This is a genomic window from Pseudomonas sp. FSL R10-2189, assembly GCF_009600325.1.
GTDB lineage: Bacteria > Pseudomonadota > Gammaproteobacteria > Pseudomonadales > Pseudomonadaceae > Aquipseudomonas > Aquipseudomonas helleri.
The window spans coordinates 65,244-90,282 of sequence record NZ_WIVZ01000006.1 but is presented as its reverse complement, the minus strand read 5'-3'; the positions used below and the strand labels follow the sequence as shown (position 1 = coordinate 90,282).

Annotated in this window: 26 protein-coding genes; 17 read left to right on the top strand and 9 right to left on the bottom strand. The window is 60.3% G+C overall.

The annotated features are described in order from the left end of the window. The 6 genes from GHO32_RS07095 to glcD all read right to left on the bottom strand — a co-directional run bounded on the left by GHO32_RS07095 (nt 1) and on the right by glcD (nt 7,004). Nucleotides 1–393, bottom strand: a complete 393-nt coding sequence (locus GHO32_RS07095; protein WP_048386967.1) for a VOC family protein — start codon at nt 391–393, stop codon at nt 1–3. 202 nt (nt 394–595) lie between these two features. Then, nucleotides 596–2,770 (bottom strand): malate synthase G, encoded by a 2,175-nt coding sequence (locus tag GHO32_RS07090; RefSeq protein ID WP_368668396.1) that lies wholly within the window; start codon nt 2,768–2,770, stop codon nt 596–598. A gap of 23 nt (nt 2,771–2,793) precedes the next feature. Then, nucleotides 2,794–3,195 (bottom strand): heme-binding protein, encoded by a 402-nt coding sequence (locus tag GHO32_RS07085; protein ID WP_153336708.1) that lies wholly within the window; start codon nt 3,193–3,195, stop codon nt 2,794–2,796. 24 nt (nt 3,196–3,219) lie between these two features. Beyond that, entirely contained in the window at nt 3,220–4,437 is a 1,218-nt protein-coding gene (glcF, locus tag GHO32_RS07080; protein ID WP_153336709.1) for a glycolate oxidase subunit GlcF, read from the bottom strand. Between the two features lie 3 nt (nt 4,438–4,440). Further along, a complete protein-coding gene (gene glcE / locus GHO32_RS07075) occupies nt 4,441–5,505 on the bottom strand; it encodes a glycolate oxidase subunit GlcE (protein ID WP_153338163.1) in 1,065 nt (354 codons plus the stop codon). Further along, entirely contained in the window at nt 5,505–7,004 is a 1,500-nt protein-coding gene (gene glcD / locus GHO32_RS07070; protein WP_153335172.1) for a glycolate oxidase subunit GlcD, read from the bottom strand. Before glcD ends, glcE begins: the two co-directional genes overlap by 1 nt. 234 nt (nt 7,005–7,238) lie before the next feature. Between glcD and glcC the strand changes: the two genes are divergently transcribed. Continuing rightward, the gene (gene glcC, locus GHO32_RS07065) at nt 7,239–8,006 is read left to right on the top strand and encodes a transcriptional regulator GlcC (protein ID WP_153335173.1); all 768 of its coding nucleotides are present in this window, start codon (nt 7,239–7,241) and stop codon (nt 8,004–8,006) included. A 30-nt stretch (nt 8,007–8,036) separates the two neighbouring features. On the opposite strand, the gene GHO32_RS07060 is transcribed toward glcC, so the two are convergent. Continuing rightward, entirely contained in the window at nt 8,037–8,675 is a 639-nt protein-coding gene (locus tag GHO32_RS07060) for a LysE family translocator (RefSeq protein WP_153335174.1), read from the bottom strand. Nucleotides 8,676–9,689: 1,014 nt separating this feature from the next. Between GHO32_RS07060 and GHO32_RS07055 the strand changes: the two genes are divergently transcribed. The 3 genes from GHO32_RS07055 to GHO32_RS07045 are packed head-to-tail and all read left to right on the top strand — an operon-like array spanning nt 9,690 to nt 12,176. Further along, nucleotides 9,690–11,219 carry a flavin monoamine oxidase family protein gene (locus GHO32_RS07055; RefSeq protein ID WP_153335207.1) on the top strand — a complete coding sequence of 510 codons (1,530 nt, stop codon included), beginning with the start codon at nt 9,690–9,692 and terminating at the stop codon, nt 11,217–11,219. A 13-nt stretch (nt 11,220–11,232) separates the two neighbouring features. Then, on the top strand, nt 11,233–11,628 hold the full coding sequence (locus GHO32_RS07050; protein ID WP_153335175.1) for a cytochrome c: 396 nt from the start codon (nt 11,233–11,235) through the stop codon (nt 11,626–11,628). Nucleotides 11,629–11,672: 44 nt separating this feature from the next. Beyond that, the gene (locus tag GHO32_RS07045) at nt 11,673–12,176 is read left to right on the top strand and encodes a RidA family protein (RefSeq protein ID WP_153335176.1); all 504 of its coding nucleotides are present in this window, start codon (nt 11,673–11,675) and stop codon (nt 12,174–12,176) included. A 56-nt stretch (nt 12,177–12,232) separates the two neighbouring features. Here GHO32_RS07045 and GHO32_RS07040 read toward each other — a convergent pair whose 3' ends face one another. After that, the gene (locus GHO32_RS07040) at nt 12,233–13,129 is read right to left on the bottom strand and encodes a LysR family transcriptional regulator (RefSeq protein ID WP_153335177.1); all 897 of its coding nucleotides are present in this window, start codon (nt 13,127–13,129) and stop codon (nt 12,233–12,235) included. A 124-nt stretch (nt 13,130–13,253) separates the two neighbouring features. Here GHO32_RS07040 and mdlC point away from each other — a divergent pair, with 124 nt between their 5' ends. The 8 genes from mdlC (at nt 13,254) to GHO32_RS07000 (ending at nt 22,004) form a co-directional block, all read left to right on the top strand. After that, nucleotides 13,254–14,840, top strand: a complete 1,587-nt coding sequence (mdlC, locus tag GHO32_RS07035; protein ID WP_218576909.1) for a benzoylformate decarboxylase — start codon at nt 13,254–13,256, stop codon at nt 14,838–14,840. Between the two features lie 80 nt (nt 14,841–14,920). Then, nucleotides 14,921–16,249, top strand: a complete 1,329-nt coding sequence (locus GHO32_RS07030) for an aromatic acid/H+ symport family MFS transporter (RefSeq protein ID WP_153335179.1) — start codon at nt 14,921–14,923, stop codon at nt 16,247–16,249. A gap of 12 nt (nt 16,250–16,261) precedes the next feature. Continuing rightward, a complete protein-coding gene (locus GHO32_RS07025) occupies nt 16,262–17,725 on the top strand; it encodes an aldehyde dehydrogenase family protein (protein ID WP_153335180.1) in 1,464 nt (487 codons plus the stop codon). Between the two features lie 824 nt (nt 17,726–18,549). Beyond that, nucleotides 18,550–18,717: a hypothetical protein gene (locus GHO32_RS07020; RefSeq protein WP_153326517.1), complete on the top strand. Its 168-nt coding sequence runs from the start codon at nt 18,550–18,552 to the stop codon at nt 18,715–18,717. A 53-nt stretch (nt 18,718–18,770) separates the two neighbouring features. Beyond that, nucleotides 18,771–19,262, top strand: coding sequence for a DUF1543 domain-containing protein (locus GHO32_RS07015; RefSeq protein ID WP_153335181.1), 492 nt, complete (start codon nt 18,771–18,773; stop codon nt 19,260–19,262). A 181-nt stretch (nt 19,263–19,443) separates the two neighbouring features. Next, nucleotides 19,444–20,520 (top strand): bifunctional DNA-binding transcriptional regulator/O6-methylguanine-DNA methyltransferase Ada, encoded by a 1,077-nt coding sequence (ada, locus tag GHO32_RS07010; protein ID WP_153335182.1) that lies wholly within the window; start codon nt 19,444–19,446, stop codon nt 20,518–20,520. A gap of 15 nt (nt 20,521–20,535) precedes the next feature. Beyond that, entirely contained in the window at nt 20,536–21,243 is a 708-nt protein-coding gene (locus GHO32_RS07005; protein ID WP_153335183.1) for a 2OG-Fe(II) oxygenase, read from the top strand. 47 nt (nt 21,244–21,290) lie between these two features. Beyond that, a complete protein-coding gene (locus GHO32_RS07000) occupies nt 21,291–22,004 on the top strand; it encodes a 2OG-Fe(II) oxygenase (protein ID WP_153335184.1) in 714 nt (237 codons plus the stop codon). Between the two features lie 17 nt (nt 22,005–22,021). Here the strand turns inward: GHO32_RS07000 and GHO32_RS06995 are convergent, their stop codons facing one another. Next, nucleotides 22,022–22,477: a hypothetical protein gene (locus tag GHO32_RS06995; protein WP_153335185.1), complete on the bottom strand. Its 456-nt coding sequence runs from the start codon at nt 22,475–22,477 to the stop codon at nt 22,022–22,024. Between the two features lie 116 nt (nt 22,478–22,593). Here GHO32_RS06995 and GHO32_RS06990 point away from each other — a divergent pair, with 116 nt between their 5' ends. The 5 genes from GHO32_RS06990 (at nt 22,594) to GHO32_RS06970 (ending at nt 25,000) form a co-directional block, all read left to right on the top strand. Beyond that, nucleotides 22,594–22,998, top strand: coding sequence for a COG3650 family protein (locus GHO32_RS06990; RefSeq protein ID WP_153335186.1), 405 nt, complete (start codon nt 22,594–22,596; stop codon nt 22,996–22,998). A gap of 195 nt (nt 22,999–23,193) precedes the next feature. Beyond that, nucleotides 23,194–23,466, top strand: coding sequence for a DUF2282 domain-containing protein (locus GHO32_RS06985; RefSeq protein ID WP_048369240.1), 273 nt, complete (start codon nt 23,194–23,196; stop codon nt 23,464–23,466). Further along, nucleotides 23,463–23,891, top strand: a complete 429-nt coding sequence (locus tag GHO32_RS06980; protein WP_123752092.1) for a DoxX family protein — start codon at nt 23,463–23,465, stop codon at nt 23,889–23,891. Before GHO32_RS06985 ends, GHO32_RS06980 begins: the two co-directional genes overlap by 4 nt. A 32-nt stretch (nt 23,892–23,923) precedes the next feature. Then, a complete protein-coding gene (locus GHO32_RS06975; protein ID WP_048369238.1) occupies nt 23,924–24,691 on the top strand; it encodes an alpha/beta fold hydrolase in 768 nt (255 codons plus the stop codon). A gap of 36 nt (nt 24,692–24,727) precedes the next feature. Continuing rightward, nucleotides 24,728–25,000: a hypothetical protein gene (locus GHO32_RS06970; protein ID WP_048387006.1), complete on the top strand. Its 273-nt coding sequence runs from the start codon at nt 24,728–24,730 to the stop codon at nt 24,998–25,000. The last annotated feature ends 39 nt before the right edge of the window (nt 25,001–25,039 follow it).

The window sequence follows — 25,039 nt, the reverse complement described above, 5'->3', positions numbered from 1 at the left end:
CTATTGATAGTGGCCTCCACGTTGCAGCACCTCGATCTTGTAGCCATCGGGGTCCTGGATAAAAAAGAACCGCGCGAGCAGTTCGCCGTCTCTTTTAAATTCTTTGATGGGGGCGGGCGACCACTGCAAGTCGCTAAGGCGCTTGAACTGCTCATCGAGATCATCGACCACGAAGGCGGCGTGCCCGTAGCCCGTGCCGTGGGTGTACTCGGTTTGGCCCTTGTTCCAGGTGAGTTCTATTTCTGCGCCACTCTCGATGTCGCGCAGATACACCAACGAGAAATCGTCAAACTCCAGGCGATGCGACTCGATAAGCCCAAACGCCTGCTGATAGAAATGCATGGATTTTTCGAGATCGCCTACGCGAATCATGGAATGAATAAACTTTGCCATTGCCTCATCCTGCCTTGGAATTCTGGTTCTTGTTATAAGCACATTCCAATGGATCATGAGACCAATTGCAGGAGGGCAGGTAATAGAGGGGTACTACGTTTTGGCATGTTGCGATCGATTTAAAGATCGCAGCCTCGCGCTGCTCGGCAGCGACTACACGTTTGTCATCCCTGTAGTCGCTGCCGAGCAGCGCGAGGCTGCGTTAAGGTTGTTTATACGCCAGCCGGAACGTGTGCAGCAGCGGCTCGGTGTAGCCATTGGGTTGCGCGCACCCTTCAAACACCAACGCGCACGCCGCTTGAAACGCGACCGATTGATCAAAATTTGCCGCCATGGGCGTGTACTGCGGGTCGTCGGCGTTTTGCTGGTCAACCACCCGGGCCATGCGCTGCAAGATTTCGAGGGTTTGCTCGCGGCTGATCACGCCATGCAGCAGCCAGTTGGCGATGTGCTGGCTGGAAATACGCAATGTCGCGCGGTCTTCCATCAGGCCCACGTCGTGAATGTCGGGCACTTTGGAGCAACCAATGCCTTGTTCAACCCAGCGCACCACGTAGCCCAGCAAGCCTTGGGCATTGTTTTCGACTTCTTCGCGGATGGCATCCGCTGACCATTCGGCCTTGCTCACCACCGGCACGGTCAGCAGCCCTTCAAGCAGGGATTCGCTGACGTCGGCGTAGCGGGTCTGTTCGAGGGTGGTTTGCACGTCGTGTACCGACAGCTGGTGGTAATGCAGCGCATGCAGGGTCGCCGCCGTCGGTGAGGGCACCCAGGCGGTGGTAGCACCGGCTTGGGGGTGGGCGATTTTCTGTTGCAGCATGTCGGCCATCCTGTCCGGCATGGCCCACATGCCTTTGCCGATCTGTGCGCGGCCGCGCAAGTTGCAGTCAAGCCCCACCAGCACGTTGTTGCGCTCGTAGGCGGCAATCCACGGCGTGCCTTTCATGTCGCCCTTGCGCAGCATCGCCCCGGCTTGCATGGCGCTGTGGATTTCGTCGCCGGTGCGGTCGAGAAAGCCGGTGTTGATGAACGCCACCCGTGACGCGGCGGCGCCAATGCAGGCCTTGAGGTTGACGCTGGTGCGCCGCTCTTCGTCCATGATGCCCATTTTCAGGGTGTGGCGTTGGAGCTGCAGAAGGTCTTCGATCCGGCTGAATAACTGCTCGGCGAAGGCCACTTCGGCCGGGCCATGCATTTTCGGTTTGACGATGTACACGCTGCCAGCGCGGGAGTTGCCCCGGCGTTGCAGGTCATGCACGGCGATCAGGCTGGTGATGACGCCGTCGAGAATCCCTTCGGGAATTTCCAGTCCCTGGTTATCGAGGATCGCCGGGTTGGTCATCAGGTGCCCGACATTGCGAATAAACAATAACGAGCGCCCCGGCAGTGTCAGCGACGAGCCGTCGGCGCCGGTGTATTCGCGGTCGGGGTTGAGGCGTCGGGTGATGGTTTTGCCGTTTTTGACCAGGTCTTCTTTAAGGTCGCCCTTCATCAAGCCCAGCCAGTTGCGATAGACCTGCACCTTGTCGTCTGCGTCGACCGCCGCCACCGAGTCTTCGCAGTCGATGATGGTCGAGAGTGCGGCCTCCATCAGCAGGTCTTTGACCCCTGCGGCGTCCGACTGGCCGATGACGCTGTGGCGGTCGATCTGGATTTCAACGTGCAGGTCATTGTGCTTGAGCACAATGGCCGTCGGCTCGGCGGGGTCGCCCTGATAGCCAAGGTATTGGGCCGTGTTGGCCAAACCGCTCTGGCTGCCATCTTTGAGGCTGACCAGCAGGGTTCTGCCTTCAATCTGGTAGCGCGTGGCATCCACGTGCGAGCCCTTTTGCAGCGGGAACGCCTGATCCAGAAACGTCCGGGCAAACGCAATTACTTTGGCCCCGCGCAGCGGGTTGTAGGCGCGGCCCGCTTCAGCGCCGCCGTCATTGGCGATCACGTCGGTGCCATACAGCGCGTCGTACAGCGAACCCCAGCGGGCGTTAGCCGCATTCAGGGCGTAGCGCGCATTGGCGGCAGGCACCACCAACTGTGGCCCGGCCTGTGTGCTGATTTCGCTGTCGACGTTGGCCGTGTTGACCTTGACCTGATCGGGTGGCGCCTGCAGGTAGCCAATGCCGCTGAGGAAGCTGCGGTACGCCGCCATGTCGGTGATCGGGCCAGGATGCGCGCGGTGCCAGGTGTCGAGTTCGCCTTGCAGACGATCACGCTCGGCCAACAGGGCACGGTTGATCGGCGCCAGTTCGTGCACCAGCCCGGCGAAACCGCTCCAGAACGCTTGCGCATCCAGCCCGGTGCCCGGCAGCACGTCGTGTTCAATGAAGTGGTGCAGCACGGGTGCAACCTTGAGGCCGTGGCAGTTAACAAAATCGCTCACTGTTATCTCTCCTTCAGTTCGGTTTATTTGAGGCTGTGTGCGCCGGCTTTGGCGACTTGCGCGTCTTGCGCGGAGGTGACCCCGGACACGCCAATGGCTCCGATGACCTGGCCGTCGACGATGATCGGCACGCCGCCTTCAAGGGAGGTCAGCAACGGCGCGGACAAAAACGCATGGCGGCCGCCATTGACCATGTCTTCGTAGCCTTTGGACTCGCGGCGGCCCAGGGCGGAGGTGCGGGCTTTTTCGGTAGCGATGTAGGCGCTGATCGGTGCGCACTCATCGAGCCGCTCCAGGGCCAGCGGGTGGCCGCCGTCATCGACAATCGCGATGCTCACGGCCCACTGGTTGTTCTGCGCCTCGAGGCGGGCAGCCTTGAGAATCTGCTGGACTTCGGTCTGGCTCAATACGGCTTTGCTTTTCATGACAGGTCTCAAGTGAGTTAGGGGTTAAGGCAATGCCGCTTCGACCAGCTCGATCCAGTGCCGCACCGGGGTGCGTCCGGCACCGTTAAGGTGGGTCTGGCAGCCGATATTGGCGGTGATGATGAGCTCGGGCTTGCCGCTTTCCAGGGCGTTCAACTTGTTATCGCGCAGTTGCCGGGACAATTCGGGTTGGGTCAGCGAATAAGTGCCTGCCGAGCCGCAGCACACATGGCTGTCAGGCACCGTAGTGAGGTTGAAACCCAAGCGGGTGAGGACGGACTCCACCGCGCCGCCGAGCTTTTGTGCGTGCTGCAAGGTGCACGGGCAATGGAAGGCCACTCGCTGGCTAGAGCTAATGGCAAGGGTTTCCAGAGGCTCGTCGCGCAGTACTTCAACCAGGTCCTTGGCCAGGGCGCTGACCCTTTTGGCCTTGTCGGCATATGCCGGATCGGTGCTCAGCAAGTGCCCGTATTCCTTGATAAAGGCCCCGCAGCCGCTGGCGGTTTGCACGATGGCTTCGGCGCCTTGTTCAATACTTGGCCACCAGGCGTCGATGTTACGCCGGGCCCGGTTCAGGCCCGCGGCTTGTGCATCGAGGTGGTAATCCACGGCGCCACAACAACCGGCCTCTCGGGTTGGCGTAATGCTGATGCCCAGCCGGTCCAGCACGCGGGCGGTGGCCGCGTTGGTGTTGGGCGACAAGCCGGGTTGCACGCAGCCTTCGAGCATCAATACCTGACGGGCATGACGGCGGGTCGGGCGTGCTTTGGCAGGCTCTACGTTGTGTGGCAGCTTGCTTTGCAAGGTCGCGGGCAACACGGCGCGAAACACCTGACCGCTGCCCAGCAATCCTTTAAACAGGCCCGGTTTTGGCACCACGGCGCGTAACCCCTCGCGCAACAGGCGCTGGCCAAGCGGCCGCTGCACCGCCGAGTCCACCACCGCCCGGCCGATGTCCAGCAGGTTGTGGTAATCGACCCCGGAAGGGCAGGTGGTTTCGCAATTGCGGCACGACAGGCAGCGGTCCAGATGCGCTTGGGTTTTGCGGGTGACGTCGTTGCCTTCCAGCACTTGCTTGATCAGGTAAATTCGTCCGCGCGGGCCGTCCAGTTCGTCGCCGAGCAATTGGTACGTCGGGCAGGTGGCATTGCAAAAACCGCAATGCACGCAGGACCGCAGTATGCGTTCGGCTTCTTCGGCGCGGGGCAGTTGCCGGGCCTCTTGGCTCAAAGTGGTTTGCATGGCTCAAAGCTCCGCGTACAGGCGCCCGGGATTGAAAATACCCTTGGGGTCGAGTTGTTGCTTGAGGGTGCGGTGGTAGCGCATCAGGGCTGCCGGCAACGGTTGGAACGGGCTGTCAGTCCGGCCGGGTGTGTAGCAGGTCGCATGCCCGCCCACTGCTTCAACCACACGGCGGATAAAGGCCGCATCGGCATCCGTTTTGAGCCAGCGCTGGGCGCCGCCCCAGTCGATCAACTGCTGGCCGGGCAGGGCCAGTGGTGCGGTGTTGTTGGGCAAGGACAAGCGCCACAGCGGCTGCTCTTGAGCAAAGAAACCCAGGCGTTGTTCGTTCAAATCCGCCCAATAGGCGGCGTCCAGCAACTCGCCGCCCAGCCTGTCATGGGCAGCCGCCACCGACCCTTCGCCGCCTTCAAGGCGCAGGTGCAGGCGCTGCCCGTCGTGGCACGCGGCGCTGATCGGCAGCGGCTCCTGGCCCCATTGCGCCAGCCGTTGCAAGGCCCGGTCAGGGTCGATTTCCAGGCTGATGCTCAAGGCCTGACGCGGTTTGGGCAGGACCTTGAGCGACACCTCGGTGATCACCCCCAATGCGCCATAACTGGCGGCCATCAAGCGCGACAGGTCATAACCGGCGACGTTTTTCATCACCTCGCCACCAAAGCGCAAGTGCTTGCCGTGGCCGGTGATCACGCGGGTGCCCAGCACGTAGTCACGCACCGAGCCGGCCCATGGGCGACGTGGCCCGGACAGCCCGCTGGCGACCATGCCGCCCACGGTCGCGTGGCTACCGAATGACGGCGGTTCGCACGGCAGCATCTGTTGTGCCGCGTCCAGGGCAGCGGCCAGTTCACTCAATGGCGTGCCGCAGCGGGCGGTGATCACCAATTCGGTCGGGTCGTAGCTGACGATGCCCCGGTGGCTGCGGGTGTCGAGCACTTCGCCGGTCATCGGACGGCCCAGAAACGCCTTGCTGTCAGCGCCCTGAATGCGCAAGGGCGTGGCGCTGTGCAGGGCCTGGTTGACCTGCTGCAGCAACGCGGCGCTGTTGTCGACATCATGTTCACTGCGCATCAAAAACGCTCCAGTTCAGGGAAGGGCAACTGGCCCATGTGCACGTGCATCGCGCCAAATTCGGCGCAGCGGTGCAGGGTGGGGATGTTCTTGCCGGGGTTGAGCAGCCCGCCGGGGTCGAACGCGGCTTTGACGGCATGGAACAGGGTCAGCTCATCACTGTTGAACTGCGCGCACATCTGATTGATTTTTTCGCGGCCTACGCCATGTTCGCCGGTAATGCTGCCGCCGACTTTCACGCACAATTCGAGGATCTTGCCGCCCAGCGCTTCGGCGCGATCCAGCTCGCCGGGCTGGTTGGCATCAAACAGGATCAGCGGGTGCATATTGCCGTCACCGGCGTGAAACACGTTGGCCACGCGCAAGTCGTATTCGGCTGACAGTGCGGCGATCGCTTGCAACACGCCGGGCAGCTCGCGGCGTGGAATGGTCCCGTCCATGCAGTAATAGTCTGGCGAAAGGCGGCCCACCGCCGGGAACGCATTTTTGCGTCCGGCCCAGAACCGCACGCGCTCGGCCTCATCCTGGGCCTGACGCACCTCGGTGGCACCCGCGAGTTCCAGCACCTGACGCACGCGTTCGCAGTCATCGTGTACGTCGGCCTCTACGCCATCGAGTTCGCACAACAGGATGGCTTCGGCGTCGATCGGGTAACCGGCGTGGATAAAGTCTTCGGCGGCGCGAATCGCAAGGTTGTCCATCATTTCCAGACCGCCCGGAATAATCCCCGCCGCAATGATGTCGCCGACTGCGCGCCCGGCTTTCCCGACCGAATCGAACGCGGCCAGCAGCACCTTGGCGGTTTGCGGCTTGGGCAGCAGCTTGACGGTGACCTCGGTGATCACCCCGAGCATGCCCTCGGAACCCGTGAACAGCGCCAACAGGTCCAGCCCCGGCGAGTCGAGCGCTTGCGAGCCGAGGGTCAGGTGTTCGCCGTCTACCGTGAGGATCTCGACCTGCAACACGTTGTGCACGGTCAGGCCGTACTTCAGGCAATGCACGCCACCGGCGTTTTCGGCCACATTGCCGCCAATCGAACAGGCGATTTGTGACGAAGGGTCCGGCGCGTAGTACAAGCCATAGGGCGCGGCAGCCTGGGAAATCGCCAGGTTACGCACCCCCGGCTGAACCCGCGCGGTGCGGGCGGCGGGGTCGATGTGGAGGATGTTGTTGAAGCGCGCCATCACTAGCAGCAAACCTTTTTCCAGTGGCAAGGCGCCACCCGACAGTCCCGTGCCCGCGCCGCGTGCGACCACCGGCACCTTGTGCGCATGGCAGAGCCGCAGCACGGTCTGTACCTGCTCAAGGTGATGGGGCAGGACCACCAGCATCGGCGTGGTGCGATAGGCCGACAGACCGTCGCACTCGTAGGGCTTCAGTTCCTCAGGCTCATGCAGGATTTTCAGGTCGGGCACCTGCGTTTGCAGGGCCAGCAGCAGGGCGTTTTTGTCGACGTCGGGCAAAACCCCGTCGACGGCTTCGTCGTAAAGAATATTCATGGTCGGTGGGCGACACCTGTTTATTTTTATTAGAGGTCCGTTGCCGGAGAGTGCTGGCTTGCATCATTGGCCCGAGGCGATTTACTGTCCATACGTTGTTGAACTGGTCGAACCAGTTTTTGCAGCGCCGCTTGTTTGTTTCAAATAAAAATAAATTCAAAAACAATGCGTTAGGTGTGTGCGCAAACCGACAGGATTGTGCCGACCGAACTGGTCGTACCAGTTGGAGTGTTCATGGACAGAATGGAATCACCGCGTAACCCGCAAGTGGCCGATGTGGTGTGTGAGCGCATCGAGCGCCTGATCGTTGACGGCGTGCTCAAGACCGGGCAATTACTGCCCTCGGAACGGCGCCTGACCGAAAAACTCGGCGTGTCCCGCACCGCCCTGCGGGAAGGCCTGAAACTGCTGCGCGCTCGCGGCATCATCAAGACCGAGCAGGGCAAGGGTTCTTTCGTTGCTGAACTTTCCGGCGAGGCGAGTGCGTCGCCGCTGATGCACTTGTTCAGCTCGCAACCGCGCACGCTGTATGACCTGTTTGAAGTGCGCAGCTTGCTGGAGGGCGAATCTGCACGGCTGGCCGCCTTGCGCGGTACCGACGCCGATTTTGTGCTGATCACCCGTAGCTATCATGCGTTGCTCGATGCGCACGACCGCTCCCTCGATGCGTCTGCCCATGCACGTCTGGACCATGCCTTTCACTTGGCTATTTGTGAGGCGTCGCATAATCCGGTGCTGGTGCAGACCCTGCGTTCACTCACCGATCTGTTGTTGAACACGGTGTTTGCGTCGGTCAATAACCTCTACCACCGCGAGCCGCAAAAGCGCCAAATCGACCGCCAGCACGCGCGGCTGTACAACGCTGTGACCGGTCGCTTGCCGGAGCAGGCGCGCAAGGCAGCCATCGCTCATATCCAGAGCATCAGTGAAAGTCTTAAAGAGATCGAAAACGAAGAACAGCGGCTGGTGCGGGCGACGATGCGCCTGGAGGGGTGGAGCTGAACATGGCGTCCAGCTCCTGTGTTGCGGGGGTCAGGCGACTTTGCCGCGGATGGTCAACAGGCTGATGCCCAGGCCCATAAACGAGGCGCCAAACAAGCGGTTAAGGGCTTTGGCCCGCGCTGGCGTCGCCAAATAGCCTTTTAGCGTCTGTGCAAGCAGGGCATAAAACAGGTGAGCGACAATCGAGCAGCCGGCAAATGTGATGATCAGCACGGCCAGATAAGACAAGCTGGAGTCACCGCCCTGAATGAACTGCGGCAAGAAAGCGGCAAAGAACAGGATGGCTTTGGGGTTGGTAATCGCGACCGAGAAGCCCTTGGTGAACAGCTTCCAGCCCGACAGGTTTTCCGAAGGATTGGCCTGTACGTTATCAAACGCGCGATTGCGGCTGCGCCATTGTTTGATGCCCAGATAAATGAGGTAACTGGCCCCCGCGACCTTCAGCACCAAGAATGCTGTGGCAGATGCGATCAATAGCGCGCCGAGTCCGGCACTGGTGGCCGAGGCAATCAGCAGCAGCCCGATGGCATTGCCAAGCGACCCGATCATCGCCCGCCACGGACCATGGCTGATGGAGTTGGACAACGCCATGATCACCGCTGGCCCGGGGGTGAGCGTCACGAGCATGGCGATAAAGGTAAAGCTCAGCCAATCATTTAATGAAACCAAAGGGGAACTCTCCGCAAGACCCACACAGCAGGGGCTGCAAGATTCTCATAGAGCGGGTGTTGTGTTCTATAAATCTCTTGGATATCTGTAGGAGTGGCTGCCCCGTCTCCGACGCCGCGCTGTCGCGCAGCAAACAGTCCACAGTAGTCGCTGACGAGGTACGAAGGCTGCGATCGGCTGCGTGCAGCCGTAAAAACCATCCATCTCGGGATTCTTGGGTACATATCCATTGCTGCGGCAACGGCCACTTAGGGTTCCGGCCTTACGCCGTGCCACTTTGAAAAGCGCAAAGTGGCCAAACGCTTTTTGCCCCAACCCCTCGGTGCCTCGCTGTGGCTCGGCATGCCCTCACCACAGGCCTTACTCCGTGGGCCCGCCGCGATCGGCCATCCCTGGCCGTGTCGCGGCTAACCCGGCGTCCTGCCGGGTTACCCACTGCGCAAAACCTGCGTTCGGCCAGCGTGGTTTAACGGGGCCTTTTAGATCAAGATCAAAAGCCAGATCAAGATCAAAAGATCGCGAGGCAAGCTCGCTCCTACAGTTTTATCGCGCATACCCGTAGCAGTTGACGAGCTCTGCGAGGCTACGTCCGGGCGAGCAGCGGCCGTAAAAGAGCCCGATCAAAAGATCGCGAGCAAGCTCGCTCCTACAGTTTTATCGCGTACACCCGTAGCAGTTGACGAGCTTTGCGTGGCTACGTTCGGGCGCGCTGCGGCCGTAAAAAGAGCCAGATCAAAAGATCGCGAGGCCCTCTGTTGTGCCCATTGATGACGCACCCTCCCGCGCACCAAAAGCAACCGCGCATGATCGATGCTGATGCATCCGCATGCGTATTTTTATGAAATTTTATTCATTTTTAGTGGTTTTGACAGGCTGGCACAGCCCTTGCTCCAGGCCCTTGCAGGCACAGATATTTTCTTTCGCTTCAAAGGACTGATCATGCAAGAGCAAGCAATGGTTGTGAGCCGCCGCAAGGTGCTGAACTGGATCGGTGTGACAGCGGGTGCCGCTGCGATGTATCAGGCAATGAGTGCGTTGAGCTTTGCCGCGGAATCCACCTACGAGCGCAATTTTGCCTTGAGCGGCGCGCCCAAGGGCACCCGTGTATTGATTCTCGGGGCAGGGCTGGCGGGCATGACTGCCGCTTACGAACTGCGTAAAGCCGGGTATCAGGTCAAGGTGCTGGAGTTCAACGCCAAACCGGGCGGGCGTTGCTGGACATTGCGCGGCGGCGACCGCTTTACCGAGTTGGGCGGTGCGACCCAGCAGTGCGAGTTTGATAAGGGCTTGTACCTCAATCCCGGGCCGTGGCGCATCCCTTACCATCACCATGCAGTGCTCGATTACTGCCACAAGTTCGGTGTCGCGCTGGAGCCCTTTATTCAGGTCAATTACAACGCTATGGTGCATTCCACCAAGGCGTTTGGTGGCAAGCCGCAGCGTTATCGCGAGGTGCAGGCCGACTTTCAGGGACATGTTGCCGAACTGCTGAGCAAGGCCGTCAACCAGCACGGCCTGGACCAGGCGCTGACCCGCGAAGACCGCGAACGCTTGCTGGAAGTGATGCGCAAGTGGGGCGCGCTGGATGCCAACAACGCGTACAAGAAATCCCTGGAAACCAGCCTGCGCCGTGGTTTTGCTGTGGATGATGGCGGCGGTCTGATGCCCGAGGCAGTGCCGTCCGAGCCCATTGACTGCAAGGCGCTGCTCGATTCCAACCTTTGGCAAAGCATTGCCAGCGGCCAGGAGTACGAATTCCAGAGCAGCATTTTCCAGCCAGTGGGCGGCATGGACATGATTGCCCAGGCCTTTCAGAAACAGGTGAATGACCTGATTCATTACAACGCCAAGATCACGCGCATTCAGCAAGATGCCAACGGCGTTACCGTGACCTATCAAAACAGTGATGGCAGCGGCGGGGCGCAGCAGGAGCAGGCTGACTGGTGCGTGTGCACCTTGCCGCTGTCAATTCTTGGGCAACTGCCCATCGATGTAAGCGCGCCAATGATGAGCGCCATTCGCGCCGTGCCTTATGAGTCTTCGGTGAAGGTCGGCTTGCAGTTCAAGCGGCGTTTCTGGGAGCAGGACGAGCATATTTACGGCGGCATCACCTACACCGACACGCCCGTCAGCAAGATCAGCTACCCGAGCACCGACTATGGCAAGCAAGGCAAGGGCGTGCTGCTGGGGGCGTATATCTGGGGCCCGAATGCCTACGAATTTACCGCCATGAGCCCGCAAATGCGCGTGCAGAAGGCTGTGGAGTTTGGCGCGCAGATTCACCCGCAATACCCGAGCGAATTCGAAAACGGCATCGCCGTTGGCTGGCATCGTGTGCCCTGGACTAACGGCTGCTACGGCTTATGGACGCCCGAGACGCGCCAGCAGCACTACAAAAACCTGTGCCAGATCGACGGCCGCATTGTGCTGGCGGGTGAGCATGCTTCGTACATCCCGGCCTGGATGGAGGGCGCGATTTTGTCGTCGCACGATGCGATCAAGCGCCTGCACACCCACATCATCGCCAGCACTAAAACCGCCTGACAGGGAGTTAGCCATGCGTACGATTATGTCCACCGCTGTGTTGTGGGGCCTGATGGGCAGCGCGACGGCGTTTGCCGCTGACGCCCCGATCCTGTCCACCTCCGGCAAGTTCGAAGAACAGACCGGTGAAGCGCTGTTCAATCAAGTCTGCCAGGGCTGCCACATGGCCGAAGGCCAAGGGGCTCATGGTGCAGGCGCTTACCCGGCGCTGTCGACCAACCCCAAGCTCGGCGCCAAGGTGTACCCGGTGTACATGGTGGCCTCCGGGCAAGGCGGGATGCCGGGCTTCAAAAAGTACATGGATGACCAGCAGATTGCTGCGGTGGTCAACTATGTCCGCACACATTTTGGTAATCAATATCCTGATACGGTCACGGCCGAAGAGGTTAGGGTTCTCACCCAGCGCTGAAAGTCTCCATGGATTACGTTTTTTCATCCCTAAAGGAATAAACAATGTCGAAGACCATCATCACCACCTTCCTGCTGACCTCTTTGTTGGGCGGCTTGATGGCCACCCAAGCCAACGCCGCAGAGGTTATCCGCCACAAGTTGCCAAACTCCGATTTCCCTATCTCCCTGGCCGTGGAAATTCCGCCTGGGGCCACCGTGGTCAACCTCAGTGGCGTAGTGCCGCCGATTGCCGACAGCAAGGCCGACCCCAAGACACTGGCCGCTTATGGCGACACCGAAGTGCAGACCGTCAATGTGCTGAAGAACATTGAAGGCACGTTGAAAAGTCTCAATCTGACCATGGGCGATGTGGTGAAAATGCAGGTCTATCTGGTGGGCACGCCTGAAACCGGCAAGATGGATTTCGCCGGCTTTATGAAGGGCTACACCCAGTTCTTTGGCACGGCTGCCCAGCCCAAGCTGCCAACCCGCTCAGCGTTCCAGGTGGCAGGTTTGGCCAACCCCAACTACCTGGTAGAAATCGAAGTGACGGCGGTTCGTCCATAACTTGATCCACGGCTTGACCCATGGTCAGCGAACACGCTGACCATGGTGGGTGGCCTTTAAACCTGGCCGCTGATAATCGCATCGGCAATGGTTGCGCAAAACCAGCGCAGCGCCGCCGAACTCTCACTGTTGGGGTTCCAGTGCAACGAGACATCGAACTCGGGCACCTGGAACGGCAAGTCCAGCATCTGCAACCCCCCGTCATGCACAAATAATCTGGCGATCTGCTCAGGCAGCACGGCCAGCAGGTCGGTGCCCGGAAGAATTTTTGGCAGCACGGAAAAATGCGGCACGTGCAGGTTGATCCGCCGCTCGACATTCATGCTCTTCAATACGTCTTCAATGCTGCCGTGGCCGGAGGTGCGGGTCACGGTGACGTGCCGTTCGGCGAGAAACTGTTGCAGATTGATGCGCTCGCGGATGCGCGGATGGCTGGCGCTGAGCAGGCAGGTATAGCGCTCATGCATCAGCACCCGGTTGTGGGTGCCGGGCACCGGATGGCGGCAAATCGCGGCGTCGATCTTGGCGCTGGCCAGCCATTCGCCCACCTGGTCGACCTGCAGCGGTATGACTTCGACCTCCGCCTGTGGCGCCTCGCGGTTCAGGCGCGCCAGAATCAACGATAAAAAGCCCATCTCACCCAGGTCTGAGAGCGCAATGCGAAACCGTCGTTCTGTGGTCGCCGGGTCAAACTGACGGGTGCTTTGCACGGCGCCCTCAATGCGCGTCAGGCAATCACGCAGCGTGGGGTAGAGCTGCTGCGCGACAAACGTCGGCTGAATGCCGTCACGGGTGCGACTGAACAACTTGTCATCGAACAGCTCGCGCAGGCGGGCCAGGCCATAGCTCACGGAAGGCTGGGTGACGAACAGGCGTTCTGCGGCCAAAGTCACGCTGCGGGCTTCATACAGGGTGATGAAGGTGCGGATCAGGTTCAGGTCGATGTGGCTCATGGCGCCTCAGGTGGCTACAGCGATATAGATGGGGCTTATTTTTGATAGAGATAGTATCGATTTGATCAATCAAGTGGCAGCTGCAAGAGTAACCCAAAGTCTAAAAACAGCTGCAAGGGTCCCTATGAAAACCGTCCACTCTGCCACTTACGACATTCTGCGCGAGCAAGGCCTGACCACCATTTTTGGCAACCCCGGCTCCAATGAGCTGCCGTTTCTGAAAGGGTTCCCCGAAGATTTCAGCTACATCCTCGGCCTGCACGAAGGCGCTGTGGTGGGCATGGCCGACGGCTTTGCCCTGGCCACCGGCAAACCGACCTTCGTCAACCTGCACGCCGCAGCAGGCACCGGGAACGGCATGGGCGCGCTGACCAATGCCTGGTACTCCCACAGCCCGCTGGTGATTACCGCCGGGCAGCAAGTGCGTTCGATGATCGGTGTCGAAGCGATGCTGGCCAACGTCGATGCCGCGCAGTTGCCCAAGCCTCTGGTGAAATGGAGCCACGAACCAGCCTCGGCGCAGGACGTACCGCGCACCCTGAGCCAGGCCATCCACATGGCCAGCCTGGCGCCCCGTGGCCCGGTGTATGTGTCCATCCCGTATGACGATTGGGCCTGCGAAGCACCGGCCGGAGTTGAGCATTTGGCCCGGCGCCAAGTGGCAAGTGCCGGTGTGCCGTCGCCCGCGCAGTTGCACGACTGGGGGCAGCGCCTGTCGAACGCGCGCAACCCGGTGCTTGTACTTGGCCCGGACGTGGATGGCAGTGGCAGCAACGCGCTGGCCGTGCACCTGGCGGAAAAGCTGCGCATGCCGGCCTGGGTGGCCCCTTCGGCATCGCGTTGCCCGTTCCCGACGCGCCATCCATGTTTTCGCGGTGTGCTACCGGCGGCGATTGCCGGGATCAGCCGCCTGCTGGCGGACCATGACGTGATTCTGGTGGTGGGCGCGCCGGTGTTTCGTTATCACCAGTTCGCCCCCGGTGACTACTTGCCAGCGGGCACGCAACTGCTGCACATCACCTGTGATCCGGGCGAGGCGGCGCGGGCGCCGATGGGCGATGCGCTGGTGGCGGATATTGCCCTGACCCTTGAAGCCCTGGTGGCCGAGGTTTCAACCAGTACGCGGGCAATGCCCGAGGCTTTGCCGCGCCCGCCAGCGGTGGTCGAGGAGGGTGGTTTGCTGCGCCCGGAAACCGTTTTTGATCTGATCGACCAACTGGCGCCCAAAGACACCATCTACGTCAAGGAGTCCACCTCAACCGTGGGCGCGTTCTGGCAGCGCGTCGAAATGCGCGAACCGGGCAGTTACTTCTTTCCGGCCGCCGGTGGCCTGGGCTTTGGCTTGCCTGCAGCGGTCGGCGTGCAACTGGCCACGCCAGAGCGGCGGGTGGTCGGCATTATTGGTGACGGCTCGGCCAACTACGGCATTACGGCGCTGTGGACGGCGGCGCAATATGGCATCCCCGTGGTGTTCATCATCCTTAAAAACGGTACGTACGGCGCCTTGCGCTGGTTTGCCGATGTATTGAACGTCAGCGATGCGCCAGGGCTGGATGTGCCAGGCCTGGACTTTTGCGCGATTGCTCAGGGGTACGGCGTACACGCCGTGCGCACCGACACTGCCGAGCAGTTTGCCGCGGCATTTGCTGAGGCGCTGGCGGGCCAGCGCCCGGTCTTGATTGAGGTGCCGACGCTCACCATCGAGCCTTAAAACCCCAGGTCAGGCCCGAGCCTTGTCTGGGGGAACGGGCCTGATACCGCACGACAACAACAATAAAAAAAGAGGTGGTTATGAACAAAACTTCCGTCAGTGAAGTGATCGACGCCGCACCGTTTAATCGCACGCACCTGCTGATACTGATGTGGGGCTGCTTCATCATGCTGTTCGATGGCTACGACATGGTGATCTACGGCTCGGTGGTGCCGCAGTTGATGCAGGACTGGCAATTGTCTGCGATCGAAGCCGGCACCCTGGGCAGTTGCGCGTTGTTCGGCATGCTGTTCGGCGGCACCTTGATTGCGCCCTTGGCCGACCGTTTTGGGCGGCGCAAGCTGATCATCCTCACCACCTTGCTGGCCAGCCTGGCGGCTTTTCTCACCGGGCACGCCACCACGCCTTTCGAGCTGGGCGCCTGCCGTCTGGTCACGGGCCTGGCCTTGGGCGCATTGGTGCCGAGTGCAATCAACCTGATCAGCGAGTTCGCTCCCGAAGGGCGGCGCAGCACCATGATCACCGTGATGTCGAGTTTCTACTCGGTGGGCGCGGTGCTGTCGGCCTTGCTGGCGATTGCAGTGATCCCGCAGTGGGGCTGGCAGGCGGTATTTTATGTGGCCGTCCTGCCGGTGTTGGCGGTGCCGTTTATGCTGCGTTACCTGCCTGAATCGGCGGCGTTTCTGGCCCTCAAGGGGCGCCGTGGTGAACTGGACCAACTGTTGGTCAAGGTCGACCCGGCGTATCGCCCCGGCACTGCGTTGAGCCTGCCGGTCAATGACAAACAAACCCGCGCTGCCCGCCTGCCGCAGCTATTCAGCAAAGGTCAGGCACTGGCCACCGTGTTGCTGTGGGTGGCATTCGCCATGTGCATGCTGATGAGCTACGGGCTCAATACCTGGTTGCCCAAGCTTATGGCACACGGCGGTTACCCCCTGGGTTCGAGCCTCGCGTTTCTGGTGACGCTCAACGTGGGCGCCACGGTGGGTGCACTGTTCGGCGGCTGGCTGGCGGACCGTCTGGGTGTGCAGCGCACTCTGGCGTTGTTTTTCGTTCTGGCGGCGCTGTCACTGGCCGCCCTCGGCTTCAAGCCCGGCCCGATCCTGCTTAACCTGCTGTTGCTGATTGCGGGTGCAACCACCATAGGCACTCTGGCGGTGATTCATGCCTATGCTTCGATTTCTTACCCGGCGCACATCCGTTCGACCGGCGTGGGCTGGGCCGCCGGGATTGGCCGCCTCGGGGCCATTGCCGGGCCGATGCTCGGCGGCAGCCTGTTGGCGCTGGACTTGCCCTTCCAGCAGAACTTTTTGGCGTTCGCGTTGCCCGGAGTAATAGGTGCTTTGGCCATCGTGTGCATTCACGTACGCCCCACGTCTTCCGTTACCCAAGCCTCTGAATCTGTTTAAAAGGAGCATGACATGACCCATTACAGCGATTTTCATCTGCAACCGATTGCCGGAGAGTGGCGTAAAGGCACGGGCGGTAAACACCTGCGGGTGACTAATCCGTTTGACGACTCGCTGCTGCTGGAAATCCCTCAGGCTAACCGGGCCGACCTCGACGCTGCCTATCGCAAGGCCGCCGAGGTGCAGCCGCAATGGGCTGCGCTTGGGCCTTCGGCGCGAGCGGCGGTGTTGCATGAGGTGGTGGCGGTGTTTGACCGGCGCCGCGACGAAATCATCGACTGGCTCATCCGCGAGTCCGGCAGCACCCGGCTCAAGGCGCAACTGGAGTGGGGCGCGGCACGGGCCATTGCGCTGGAGTCGGCATCGTTCCCGGCGCGGGTTCACGGGCGCATCGTCGAGTCCAACGTACCGGGTAAAGAGAGCCGGGTGTATCGCAGCGCGCTTGGCGTGGTCGGCGTGATCAGCCCGTGGAACTTCCCGCTGCATTTGACCCAGCGTTCCATTGCCCCGGCGCTGGCGCTGGGCAACGCCGTGGTCATCAAGCCGGCCAGCGACACCCCGGTGTGCGGTGGTTTGCTGCTGGCGCGCATCTTTGAGGAGGCCGGGTTACCGGCTGGTGTATTGAGCGTGGTGGTGGGTGCGGGCAGTGAAATTGGCGACGCGTTTGTTGAGCATCCGGTGCCGTCGCTCATCACCTTCACGGGTTCAACCCCGGTCGGTCGCGGTATTGGCGCAATCGCCAGCGGCGGCGAACACCTCAAGCACGTCGCGCTGGAATTGGGCGGCAACAGCCCGTTTGTCGTGCTGGAAGACGCTGACCTGGAGCAGGCGGTGAATGCTGCGGTGTTTGGTAAATTCCTGCACCAGGGGCAGATCTGCATGGCGATCAACCGCATCATCATCGATGACCGTTTGTATTCGGCCTTTGCTGAGCGTTTTGTGGCGCGGGTCAAAGGGCTCAAGGTGGGCGACCCGAACCTGCAAGACACCGTGATCGGCCCGGTCATCAACGCCAAGCAGTTGCAGGGCCTGCATGAAAAGATCGAACTGGCCCGCGCTGAGGGTGCCCGGCCGTTGTTTGAGGGCGGCAGTAATGGGAACTTGATGGCGCCCCACGTCTACGGCGAAGTCACCGTCGACATGGACCTGGCCCGTAATGAAATTTTCGGCCCGCTGGTGGGGCTGATCCGTGCCCGCGACGAAGCCCATGCCCTGGAATTAGCCAACGCCACCGAATTCGGCCTTTCCAGCGCCGTCTTCAGCACCAACCTGGAACGCGCCGTCACCTTTGCCCGCAAAGTGAGAGCAGGCATGACCCACGTCAACGACATCCCGGTCAACGACGAAGCCAACGCACCTTTTGGCGGTGAAAAGAACTCAGGGCTTGGCCGTTTCAATGGTGACTGGGCGATTGACGAATTCACCCGTGATCACTGGATCAGCGTGCAACACACACCACGGCACTACCCGTTTTAAACCGCAGCAGTTCTCGTAGGAGGGGCCGCCCCGTCTTCGACGCCGCGCTGTCGCGCAGCAAACAGGACAGCGAGTTTCTTCAGCATCCCCCAATCGGTTCCCTCTCCTTCGGGAGAGGGCTAGGGTGAGGGGGCTCTTGACTTGAGTACATATCCGTTGCTGCGGCAACGGCCACTTAGGGTTCCGGCCTTACGCCGCGTCACTTTGCAAAAGCGGCAAAGTAACCAAAACGCTTTTGCCCCTACCCCTCGGTGCCTCGCTTTGGCTCGGCATGCCCTCACCACAGGCCTTGCTCGGTGGGCCCGCCGCGATCGGCCATCCATGGCCGTGTCGCGGCTAACCCGGCGTCCTGCCGGGTTACCCACTGCGCAAAACCTGCGTTCGACCAGCGTGGTTTAATGGGGCCTTTTAGATCAAGATCAAAAGATCGCGAGCAAGCTCGCTCCTACAGTTGAAATGGGGGGATTCAAAACTTCATCGCCGGATACGATTCTTCTGCCAGCTGAAGTCACTGTGAAACGTGCCAGTATCTCCCCGTAAAACGTACAAAGTGGCCCTGTAGGCAGATGACAGGCGTGAGCATTGTAAACTGCGGACTTTTCGGTAAGCCCAGACCCAGCCGTGTGAGGAAGTGGCGTTCATCTTGGCAATCCTGAGTCGATAAGAACCTCATTGGACTCAGTTTAGAACTCAAGTTCCCTTGCCATGACAAACGTCATACCAATCGTCGGTTGCCTCATAAAACAGGCGTAAAACCGCAGTCTGGCAAGCTCGCCTCAAGTTTTGCTAGTCTGTGTGGTAATCGCAAAGGGAGTACAGACAGAATGGAACTGAAATCACCGGACAAAAATATTCGAATTGTCGGCCTGGCAGGGATCGTCGCGGGGCTGGGAATGATAGTGGCCGGTCATGCCAGTTTCGGCACCACGCTTCTGGGCGGCGGGCTGCTGTTTCTGGCACTGCCGCTGTTCAGGACAGCGGGCAAAAAATAAAGGGTTTTTCCGTACGGTGTTCCCTGCCGGTCGTGATCTGCTGGAGGGCTTAAATGCTGTTTGTTGTCATGCTCGGAGGCAAGCATCCCCGAGCCAAAATCGAAGTCCATGACGTGGTTTTTGCCATCGCCGACAGCCTGGAAGCAACCTACCCGCAGCTGCGTCAGGGCTGGTTTGGCGCCCCGGCAGGTTTGCACATCGATGCCTGGATGCGTGTTGACGGCGTAGATGGCTGGAAGGTTGAGCTGAGCCCGCTGGCACCGCTGCCAGGTTCGCCACGTTTGTATTTCATCAACCTGGGTGGCTACGAGCCGAATACCTTTGGTGAAGCCCATCATTACCTGCTGGTGGTTGCCCAGGACAAGAACCAGGCCAAATCCAGGGCCAGACAGCACATGCTCAAGCATTGGCATCAGGCCCACACCGACGCGCTGCTGGATGTGGATGATTGCTTGCCGATTGATCAGGTGAGCGGGCGTTACATTCATCTGGTTGAGGGCGAGCATCGGGGTGTGATTCAGCACAACGACTACATCGTTATATAGCGTTTACCCGTCACAACCGCTGCGCCCCTATGCGGCGTATCTCATACCCCTGTAGTCGCTGCCGCAGGCTGCGTTTTTTTAAAATGTCTTGGGCAAACAAAATTCAATCGCAAGAATCGGAGTTCCTGGGCGGGTTGGGTGTCCTAATCTGACGTCCTAATCGTTTATCAGGTATATCGCGATGCCCCGGACTCCTCTCTCATCGGCCCTCTACAGTACGGACGAGCAGCGCTGGGCCGCCGTGCAAACACGTGACCCCGGCGCGGACGGGCAGTTTGTCTACGCCGTGCGCACAACCGGGGTTTATTGCCGCCCCAGTTCTTCGGCGCGCCAGCCCAAGCGTGAGAACGTGCTGTTCTTCGACAGCGCCGAACAGGCTGAAGCGGCGGGTTATCGGCCCAGCCGTCGTGCTGCCGGTGATCAAACCTGTGCCAGCGAGCAACGGGCGCAGTTGGTGGCTAAGGCCTGCCGTTTGATCGAAGCCTGCGAGACCGCGCCGAGCCTCGATGATCTGGCGGCCCAACTGGGCATGAGTTCGTTTCATTTTCATCGGGTTTTCAAAGCTCAGACCGGCCTGACGCCCAAGGCCTATGCTTCGGCCGCCCGGGCGAAGCGCTTGCGTGACGAGCTGGGGCACACCTCGACCTCGGTAACCGATGCCATTTATGGCGCTGGCTTCAATTCCAACAGCCGTTTTTACGAAACCGCCCATCAGCGCCTGGGGATGCATGCCCGTGACTACAAGGACGGCGGCGCCGGGGCAACGATTCGCTTCGCGGTGGGCGAATGCTCACTCGGCGCCATTTTGGTCGCGCAAAGTCAGCGCGGGATTTGCGCGATTCTTTTGGGCGAAGACCCTGACGCGCTGCTTATCGATCTGCAGAAGCAGTTTCCCAAGGCTCAATTGATTGGCTGCGATAGCGAATTCGAACAGTTGGTGGCCCAGGTGGTGGGCTTTATCGAGGTGCCTTCGCTGGGCTTGAACCTGCCGCTGGATGTGCAAGGCACGGCGTTTCAAGAGCGCGTGTGGCAAGCGCTGCGCGAGATACCACCGGGGACGACTGTCAGTTACGGCCAGATTGCCGAGCGCATCGGTTCACCGAAAGCGGTGCGGGCCGTGGCTCAGGCTTGTGCTGCAAACGCTATTGCGGTGGCGATTCCTTGCCATCGTGTGGTGCGTCGCAATGGCGATATTTCTGGCTACCGCTGGGGTGTCGAGCGCAAATGCGAACTGCTCAAGCGCGAGTCTGCGGTCTGAATCGACGAGATCAACATGAACACCATAGCGACTGCTGTCGAGCGGCTTGACTGGCCGCTTATTGCTGCACAACTCAATGAAGAAGGCTATGCCGTGCTGTCGGGGTTTTTAAGCCCGGGGCAACGGCTAGAATGCCTTCAGTTGCTTAACCCCGGGCCGGATCAGCGGCGCTCGCAACTGAGTGAGCAGTTGTTGGGGCAGGGCGAGCTTGTCCACTGGCAGGCAGGCGCTGCGGGTGTGTTTGAGGCACTGAGGGCTGATTTTTATCCGCCGTTGGTACGGATTGCCAACCTATGGAACGAGACACTTGGCGTCACCGATCGTTACCCGCCGCAGCTTGCCCGGTTGCACGCACTCTGCCAGGCCGCGGAGCAACGGCACGACAGGTCATGCCTGCTGCGCCTGGCGGAGCAAGACTACCTGGGCTTGCAGCAACACGCCCAGGGCGAGCAGGTGTTCCCGTTGCAACTGATTGGCCTGCTCTCATCGCCGGGCGACGAGTTTAGCGGCGGTGAGTGTGTGCTGACCGAGCAACGGCCGAGGATGCAATCACGGCCCATGGTGGTGCCGTTGCGTGCAGGGGATCTGGCGATCATCTGTACCGCGCAGCGGCCCTTCAAAGGCAGCAAAGGCTACTACCGCGTCAACACCAAGCATGCGATTAGCCGGGTAAGAAGCGGCGAGCGTCTGGGCTTTGAACTGACCTTTCATTTGTCGCCCTGAAGCCACATCGATACCTCACACCCTTGCCGCAATTTATCTGGACGCCCATGAACCTTCAGACTTTTCCAAGCCTTGATTCGCTGGACTGGCGAGCTGTGCACACGTCATTAAACGCAGACGGCTTTGCCCTGCTGGGGCAGTTGCTCACGCGTGAACAATGCCAGCGACTGGCCAGCCTTTATGCCGAAGAACAGCACTTTCGCAGCCGCATCGTGATGGAGCGCTACGCCTTCGGGCGTGGTGAATATCAGTATTTCAAGTACCCGCTGCCGGACCTCGTGGAGCACCTGCGCACGGCCTTGTATCAGCACCTCGCACCTATCGCAAACGGCTGGCATGCAGCGCTGAAAATCAGCCAGCGATTTGCGCCAACTCATCAAGCCTTCAAGGACATCTGCCATGCTGCTGGCCAGCTCAGGCCCACGCCATTGCTGCTGCGTTATCGAGCCAACGATTACACCTGCCTTCACCAAGATTTGTACGGCGAGCAGGTCTTTCCTTTTCAAGTGGTGATTTTGCTGGACGAGCCCGGTCAGGATTTTCAGGGCGGGGAGTTGGTGCTGACTGAAAGCGACCCTAAAAAGCCGGGGCGGGCCGAGGTGATTAATTTGCGCCAGGGCCAGGCGCTGGTGTTTGCCGTCAACAGCCGCCCCGTGCGCTCAGCCCGAGGGTTCTATCGGGTCAGCCTGCGGCACGGGGTCAGCAAGGTGTATCAAGGCGAGCGGCGCACCCTGGGGATTATTTTTCACGATGCCAAGTAGCGTTATTCGGGGAGTGACTAGCGAGTAACAGGCGCTTGCCCTTGGTCATGCAACAAGAACTTTATTTTTGAGTCGAGCTCGTCCGGCGCGCTTTCTGCCGGCAGCGGCGTCGCTTTCACTGAGGCGGTGTTGTTCAGCGCCTGGCCGTCTGATTTGAAGGGTGAGATGACGAGAGGCGGGTGGGAAGGCATGCCGGTTTTTTGCGGCACGCGATTGTATGAGTACTCGATGATGCAGTTTTCTTTCTGGACGCCCTCGGGTATGTCGCGGCAAGCCTGCGCGCTGTTGTTTTTGTAGCATTTGGCGCGGTCGGCCTCTACCAGCCGGTTCTGGCAGCTACTCACCGACAGCACGGCCTGCACCACCTTGGCCCAGTCAGCACCCGGCGCGACATGCGGGTCGGCGTGTGCGGCACTGGCCATCAATAAAAAGCTGACGCTCAAGGTTTTGAATGACGAGGTCGAGTTAAACATCCGGGCAGTCCATGGCGAGGGATGCGCGTATGTAACAGGGTTTTTTGAGTTGCCGCAATGCGTCTTGCATGCTGATTTGCTAGGGTGACCCACGGACTCATTTAAGGAATGACGTGATGAAAAAGGAAGTGATGGCGCCCCTCGCGGCGTTTGTGTTGCCGTTGCTCTTGAGCGCATGCAGCCAGCATGCGCCCTCGGTCAGCAGCACGGGCTCTGAAGCAACGGGTGCGGCCCGGCAGTTTGTCGCCCGTGGCAACGAGCCGTTCTGGACCCTCAAGGTCAATGGCGACACCCTGGCCTGGATTACTCCGGATCACTTAGAGGGTCGGCAATTGCACGCCGACAAAGTGGTGTCAGGGGATCGCACGACCTACACCGGCATCGATCAGGGCAAGGCGTTCAGCCTGGTGATCGAGCCTAAACCCTGCACCGACTCGATGTCGGGTGAGACGTTCAGCCACACGTCTACCTGGACTTATGCCGGTGAACGCAACAGCGGATGTGCTGGCGAAGGCAGCTGATTCAGGGAGTAACGCACTCGCTGTGTATCACACTGTGTACCAACCCCACGCTGATACACCCGCAGGTTGTTAACGGTCGAACGCGACACAGACCAGATACACGCCTGGCTTTAAATCTGTCTACCCGATAGCGCAAGTGATCACTCACCTGAACTTGCGCTACGGACACATTCAGTCAAGCCAGGAGATATAACAATGAAGCGCCATTACGCCGCTCTCGCCGCCACCCTCGCTCTGTCCCTCGGTGCCTTTGCCGGTGCTGCCCACGCTGATGATGCCAAGCCTCAAGAGAAATGCTTTGGCGTGTCGCTGGCCGGTGCCAATGATTGTGCCGCGGGTAAAGGCACCTCATGCGCCGGTACCGCCACCGCTGACTACCAGGGCAATGCCTGGATCCTGGTGGACAAAGGCACCTGCACCCAGATCAAAACCCCTAAAGGCTACGGCAGCCTGACGGAAAAACCGTGATTGCCTCGGCCCCGGTGGTGCTCAAGCGGTTATTGCCTGAGGCACTGCTGTTGTTGGTGGCCCGTGTCGGTATCGCCTCGGTGTTCTTCCTCTCGGGCCGTACCAAAGTCACCGGTTTTCTGGAACTCAAACAGTCGACTTACACCTTGTTTCGCTCGGAATACGCCTTGCCTGTGATCCCCCCGGAATGGGCGGCGCATCTGGCGGCTTACGCCGAGCATGCGTTCCCGCTGTTGCTGGTGCTGGGCCTGATGACCCGCCTGTCTGCTGCTGCACTGTTGGGCATGACCCTGGTGATCGAGGTGTTTGTCTACCCCGACGCCTGGCCGACGCACCTGACCTGGGCGGGGTTGTTGTTACCGCTGTTGGCCTACGGTGGCGGGGCCTGGTCGCTGGACAACGTGTTGCGCCGTCGGCGTGTGTGAACCCTTTAACAATAATGCTGTGGAGTGTCTTTATGCGTGTTCTGTCTTCTCTGGTCATCGCCATGGCGCTGACCGCTCCCATGCTGGCTTCAGCGGCTGAAAAGCCGCAGGCGTTGCCCGGCACCGGCAAAAACGTGGTGATTGTGCCTGGCTCGTTTGTTGACGGCTCCGGCTGGCGAGTGGTGCACGACATCCTGTCCCACCAGGGCTACAAGGTCACCGTGGTGCATCAGGGGCATGAAAGCCTTGCTGCAGACGTAGCCGAAGCCCGTGAAGTGCTGGAACAGCAGGTCGGCCCGGTGGTGCTGGTGGGTCACAGTTCCGGCGGCGGGGTGATCTCGATTGCCGGTGACCGGGGCAAGGTCAGGGCGCTGGTCTATGTTTCAGCCCTGCAGCCGGAAGTGGGCGAGAACATGTCCCAGTTGTTGAACTCCATGCCTGCGCCAAGCAATGACATCAAGCAGAGCCGCGACGGCCATCTGTTTGTGGACCGCAGCAAGTTCCATGATGATTTTGCCGCTGACCTGACTACTAACCGCACCGACTTTATGGCGGCCTCGCAAGTTCCGGCCACCACCGCATTGTTCGGCGGCACCGTGTGGGACGCCGCCTGGCACAAGAAGCCGACCTATGCGGTGCTCTCTACCGAAGACCGGGCCTTGAGCCCCGATTTACAGCGCTGGATGTACAAGCGCGCCGGTTCCAAAGTCACTGAACTAAAAGGCAGCCACTCCGTGTACATTTCCCAGCCGGAAGCGGTGGCCAAAGTGATCGAAGACGCTGCATCAGTTATTAACTAATCCCAAACCCCCACAAAAACACCCTGGAGACATCCCATGAGCACTTCTTTGAAATCCCGCGTCAGCCTTGCCACTGCTGCTGCCCTGATCGCTATGGCATCCGCGTCTTTTGCTACGGCCGCCAGCGCTGCCGACCAGCAGGAGAAACCTGGCCGCTGCTACGGCGTCAACAGCTGTAAAGGCGAAAGCCAGTGCGCCACGTCGAAAAACGACTGCAAAGGCCTCAATAGCTGCAAAGGCCAGGGCGTTGTGGTGAAAACCCCGTCCGAGTGCATGAAACTGGGCGGCACCACCACCGAAGCCAAGTAACCCCCCGGTGTAGGAGAGAGCTTGTCTTGCGATCTTTTA

Bases quoted from the DNA above. Each gene is read 5' to 3' on its own strand.
- GHO32_RS07095 (WP_048386967.1), bottom strand. From the start codon at position 393: ATGGCAAAGTTTATTCATTCCATGATTCGCGTAGGCGATCTCGAAAAA.
- GHO32_RS07085 (WP_153336708.1), bottom strand. From the start codon at position 3,195: ATGAAAAGCAAAGCCGTATTGAGCCAGACCGAAGTCCAGCAGATTCTC.
- glcF (WP_153336709.1), bottom strand. From the start codon at position 4,437: ATGCAAACCACTTTGAGCCAAGAGGCCCGGCAACTGCCCCGCGCCGAA.
- glcE (WP_153338163.1), bottom strand. From the start codon at position 5,505: ATGCGCAGTGAACATGATGTCGACAACAGCGCCGCGTTGCTGCAGCAG.
- glcD (WP_153335172.1), bottom strand. From the start codon at position 7,004: ATGAATATTCTTTACGACGAAGCCGTCGACGGGGTTTTGCCCGACGTC.
- glcC (WP_153335173.1), top strand. From the start codon at position 7,239: ATGGACAGAATGGAATCACCGCGTAACCCGCAAGTGGCCGATGTGGTG.
- GHO32_RS07055 (WP_153335207.1), top strand. From the start codon at position 9,690: ATGTATCAGGCAATGAGTGCGTTGAGCTTTGCCGCGGAATCCACCTAC.
- GHO32_RS07050 (WP_153335175.1), top strand. From the start codon at position 11,233: ATGCGTACGATTATGTCCACCGCTGTGTTGTGGGGCCTGATGGGCAGC.
- GHO32_RS07045 (WP_153335176.1), top strand. From the start codon at position 11,673: ATGTCGAAGACCATCATCACCACCTTCCTGCTGACCTCTTTGTTGGGC.
- GHO32_RS07040 (WP_153335177.1), bottom strand. From the start codon at position 13,129: ATGAGCCACATCGACCTGAACCTGATCCGCACCTTCATCACCCTGTAT.
- mdlC (WP_218576909.1), top strand. From the start codon at position 13,254: ATGAAAACCGTCCACTCTGCCACTTACGACATTCTGCGCGAGCAAGGC.
- GHO32_RS07030 (WP_153335179.1), top strand. From the start codon at position 14,921: ATGAACAAAACTTCCGTCAGTGAAGTGATCGACGCCGCACCGTTTAAT.
- GHO32_RS07025 (WP_153335180.1), top strand. From the start codon at position 16,262: ATGACCCATTACAGCGATTTTCATCTGCAACCGATTGCCGGAGAGTGG.
- GHO32_RS07020 (WP_153326517.1), top strand. From the start codon at position 18,550: ATGGAACTGAAATCACCGGACAAAAATATTCGAATTGTCGGCCTGGCA.
- GHO32_RS07015 (WP_153335181.1), top strand. From the start codon at position 18,771: ATGCTGTTTGTTGTCATGCTCGGAGGCAAGCATCCCCGAGCCAAAATC.
- ada (WP_153335182.1), top strand. From the start codon at position 19,444: ATGCCCCGGACTCCTCTCTCATCGGCCCTCTACAGTACGGACGAGCAG.
- GHO32_RS07005 (WP_153335183.1), top strand. From the start codon at position 20,536: ATGAACACCATAGCGACTGCTGTCGAGCGGCTTGACTGGCCGCTTATT.
- GHO32_RS07000 (WP_153335184.1), top strand. From the start codon at position 21,291: ATGAACCTTCAGACTTTTCCAAGCCTTGATTCGCTGGACTGGCGAGCT.
- GHO32_RS06995 (WP_153335185.1), bottom strand. From the start codon at position 22,477: ATGTTTAACTCGACCTCGTCATTCAAAACCTTGAGCGTCAGCTTTTTA.
- GHO32_RS06990 (WP_153335186.1), top strand. From the start codon at position 22,594: ATGAAAAAGGAAGTGATGGCGCCCCTCGCGGCGTTTGTGTTGCCGTTG.
- GHO32_RS06985 (WP_048369240.1), top strand. From the start codon at position 23,194: ATGAAGCGCCATTACGCCGCTCTCGCCGCCACCCTCGCTCTGTCCCTC.
- GHO32_RS06975 (WP_048369238.1), top strand. From the start codon at position 23,924: ATGCGTGTTCTGTCTTCTCTGGTCATCGCCATGGCGCTGACCGCTCCC.
- GHO32_RS06970 (WP_048387006.1), top strand. From the start codon at position 24,728: ATGAGCACTTCTTTGAAATCCCGCGTCAGCCTTGCCACTGCTGCTGCC.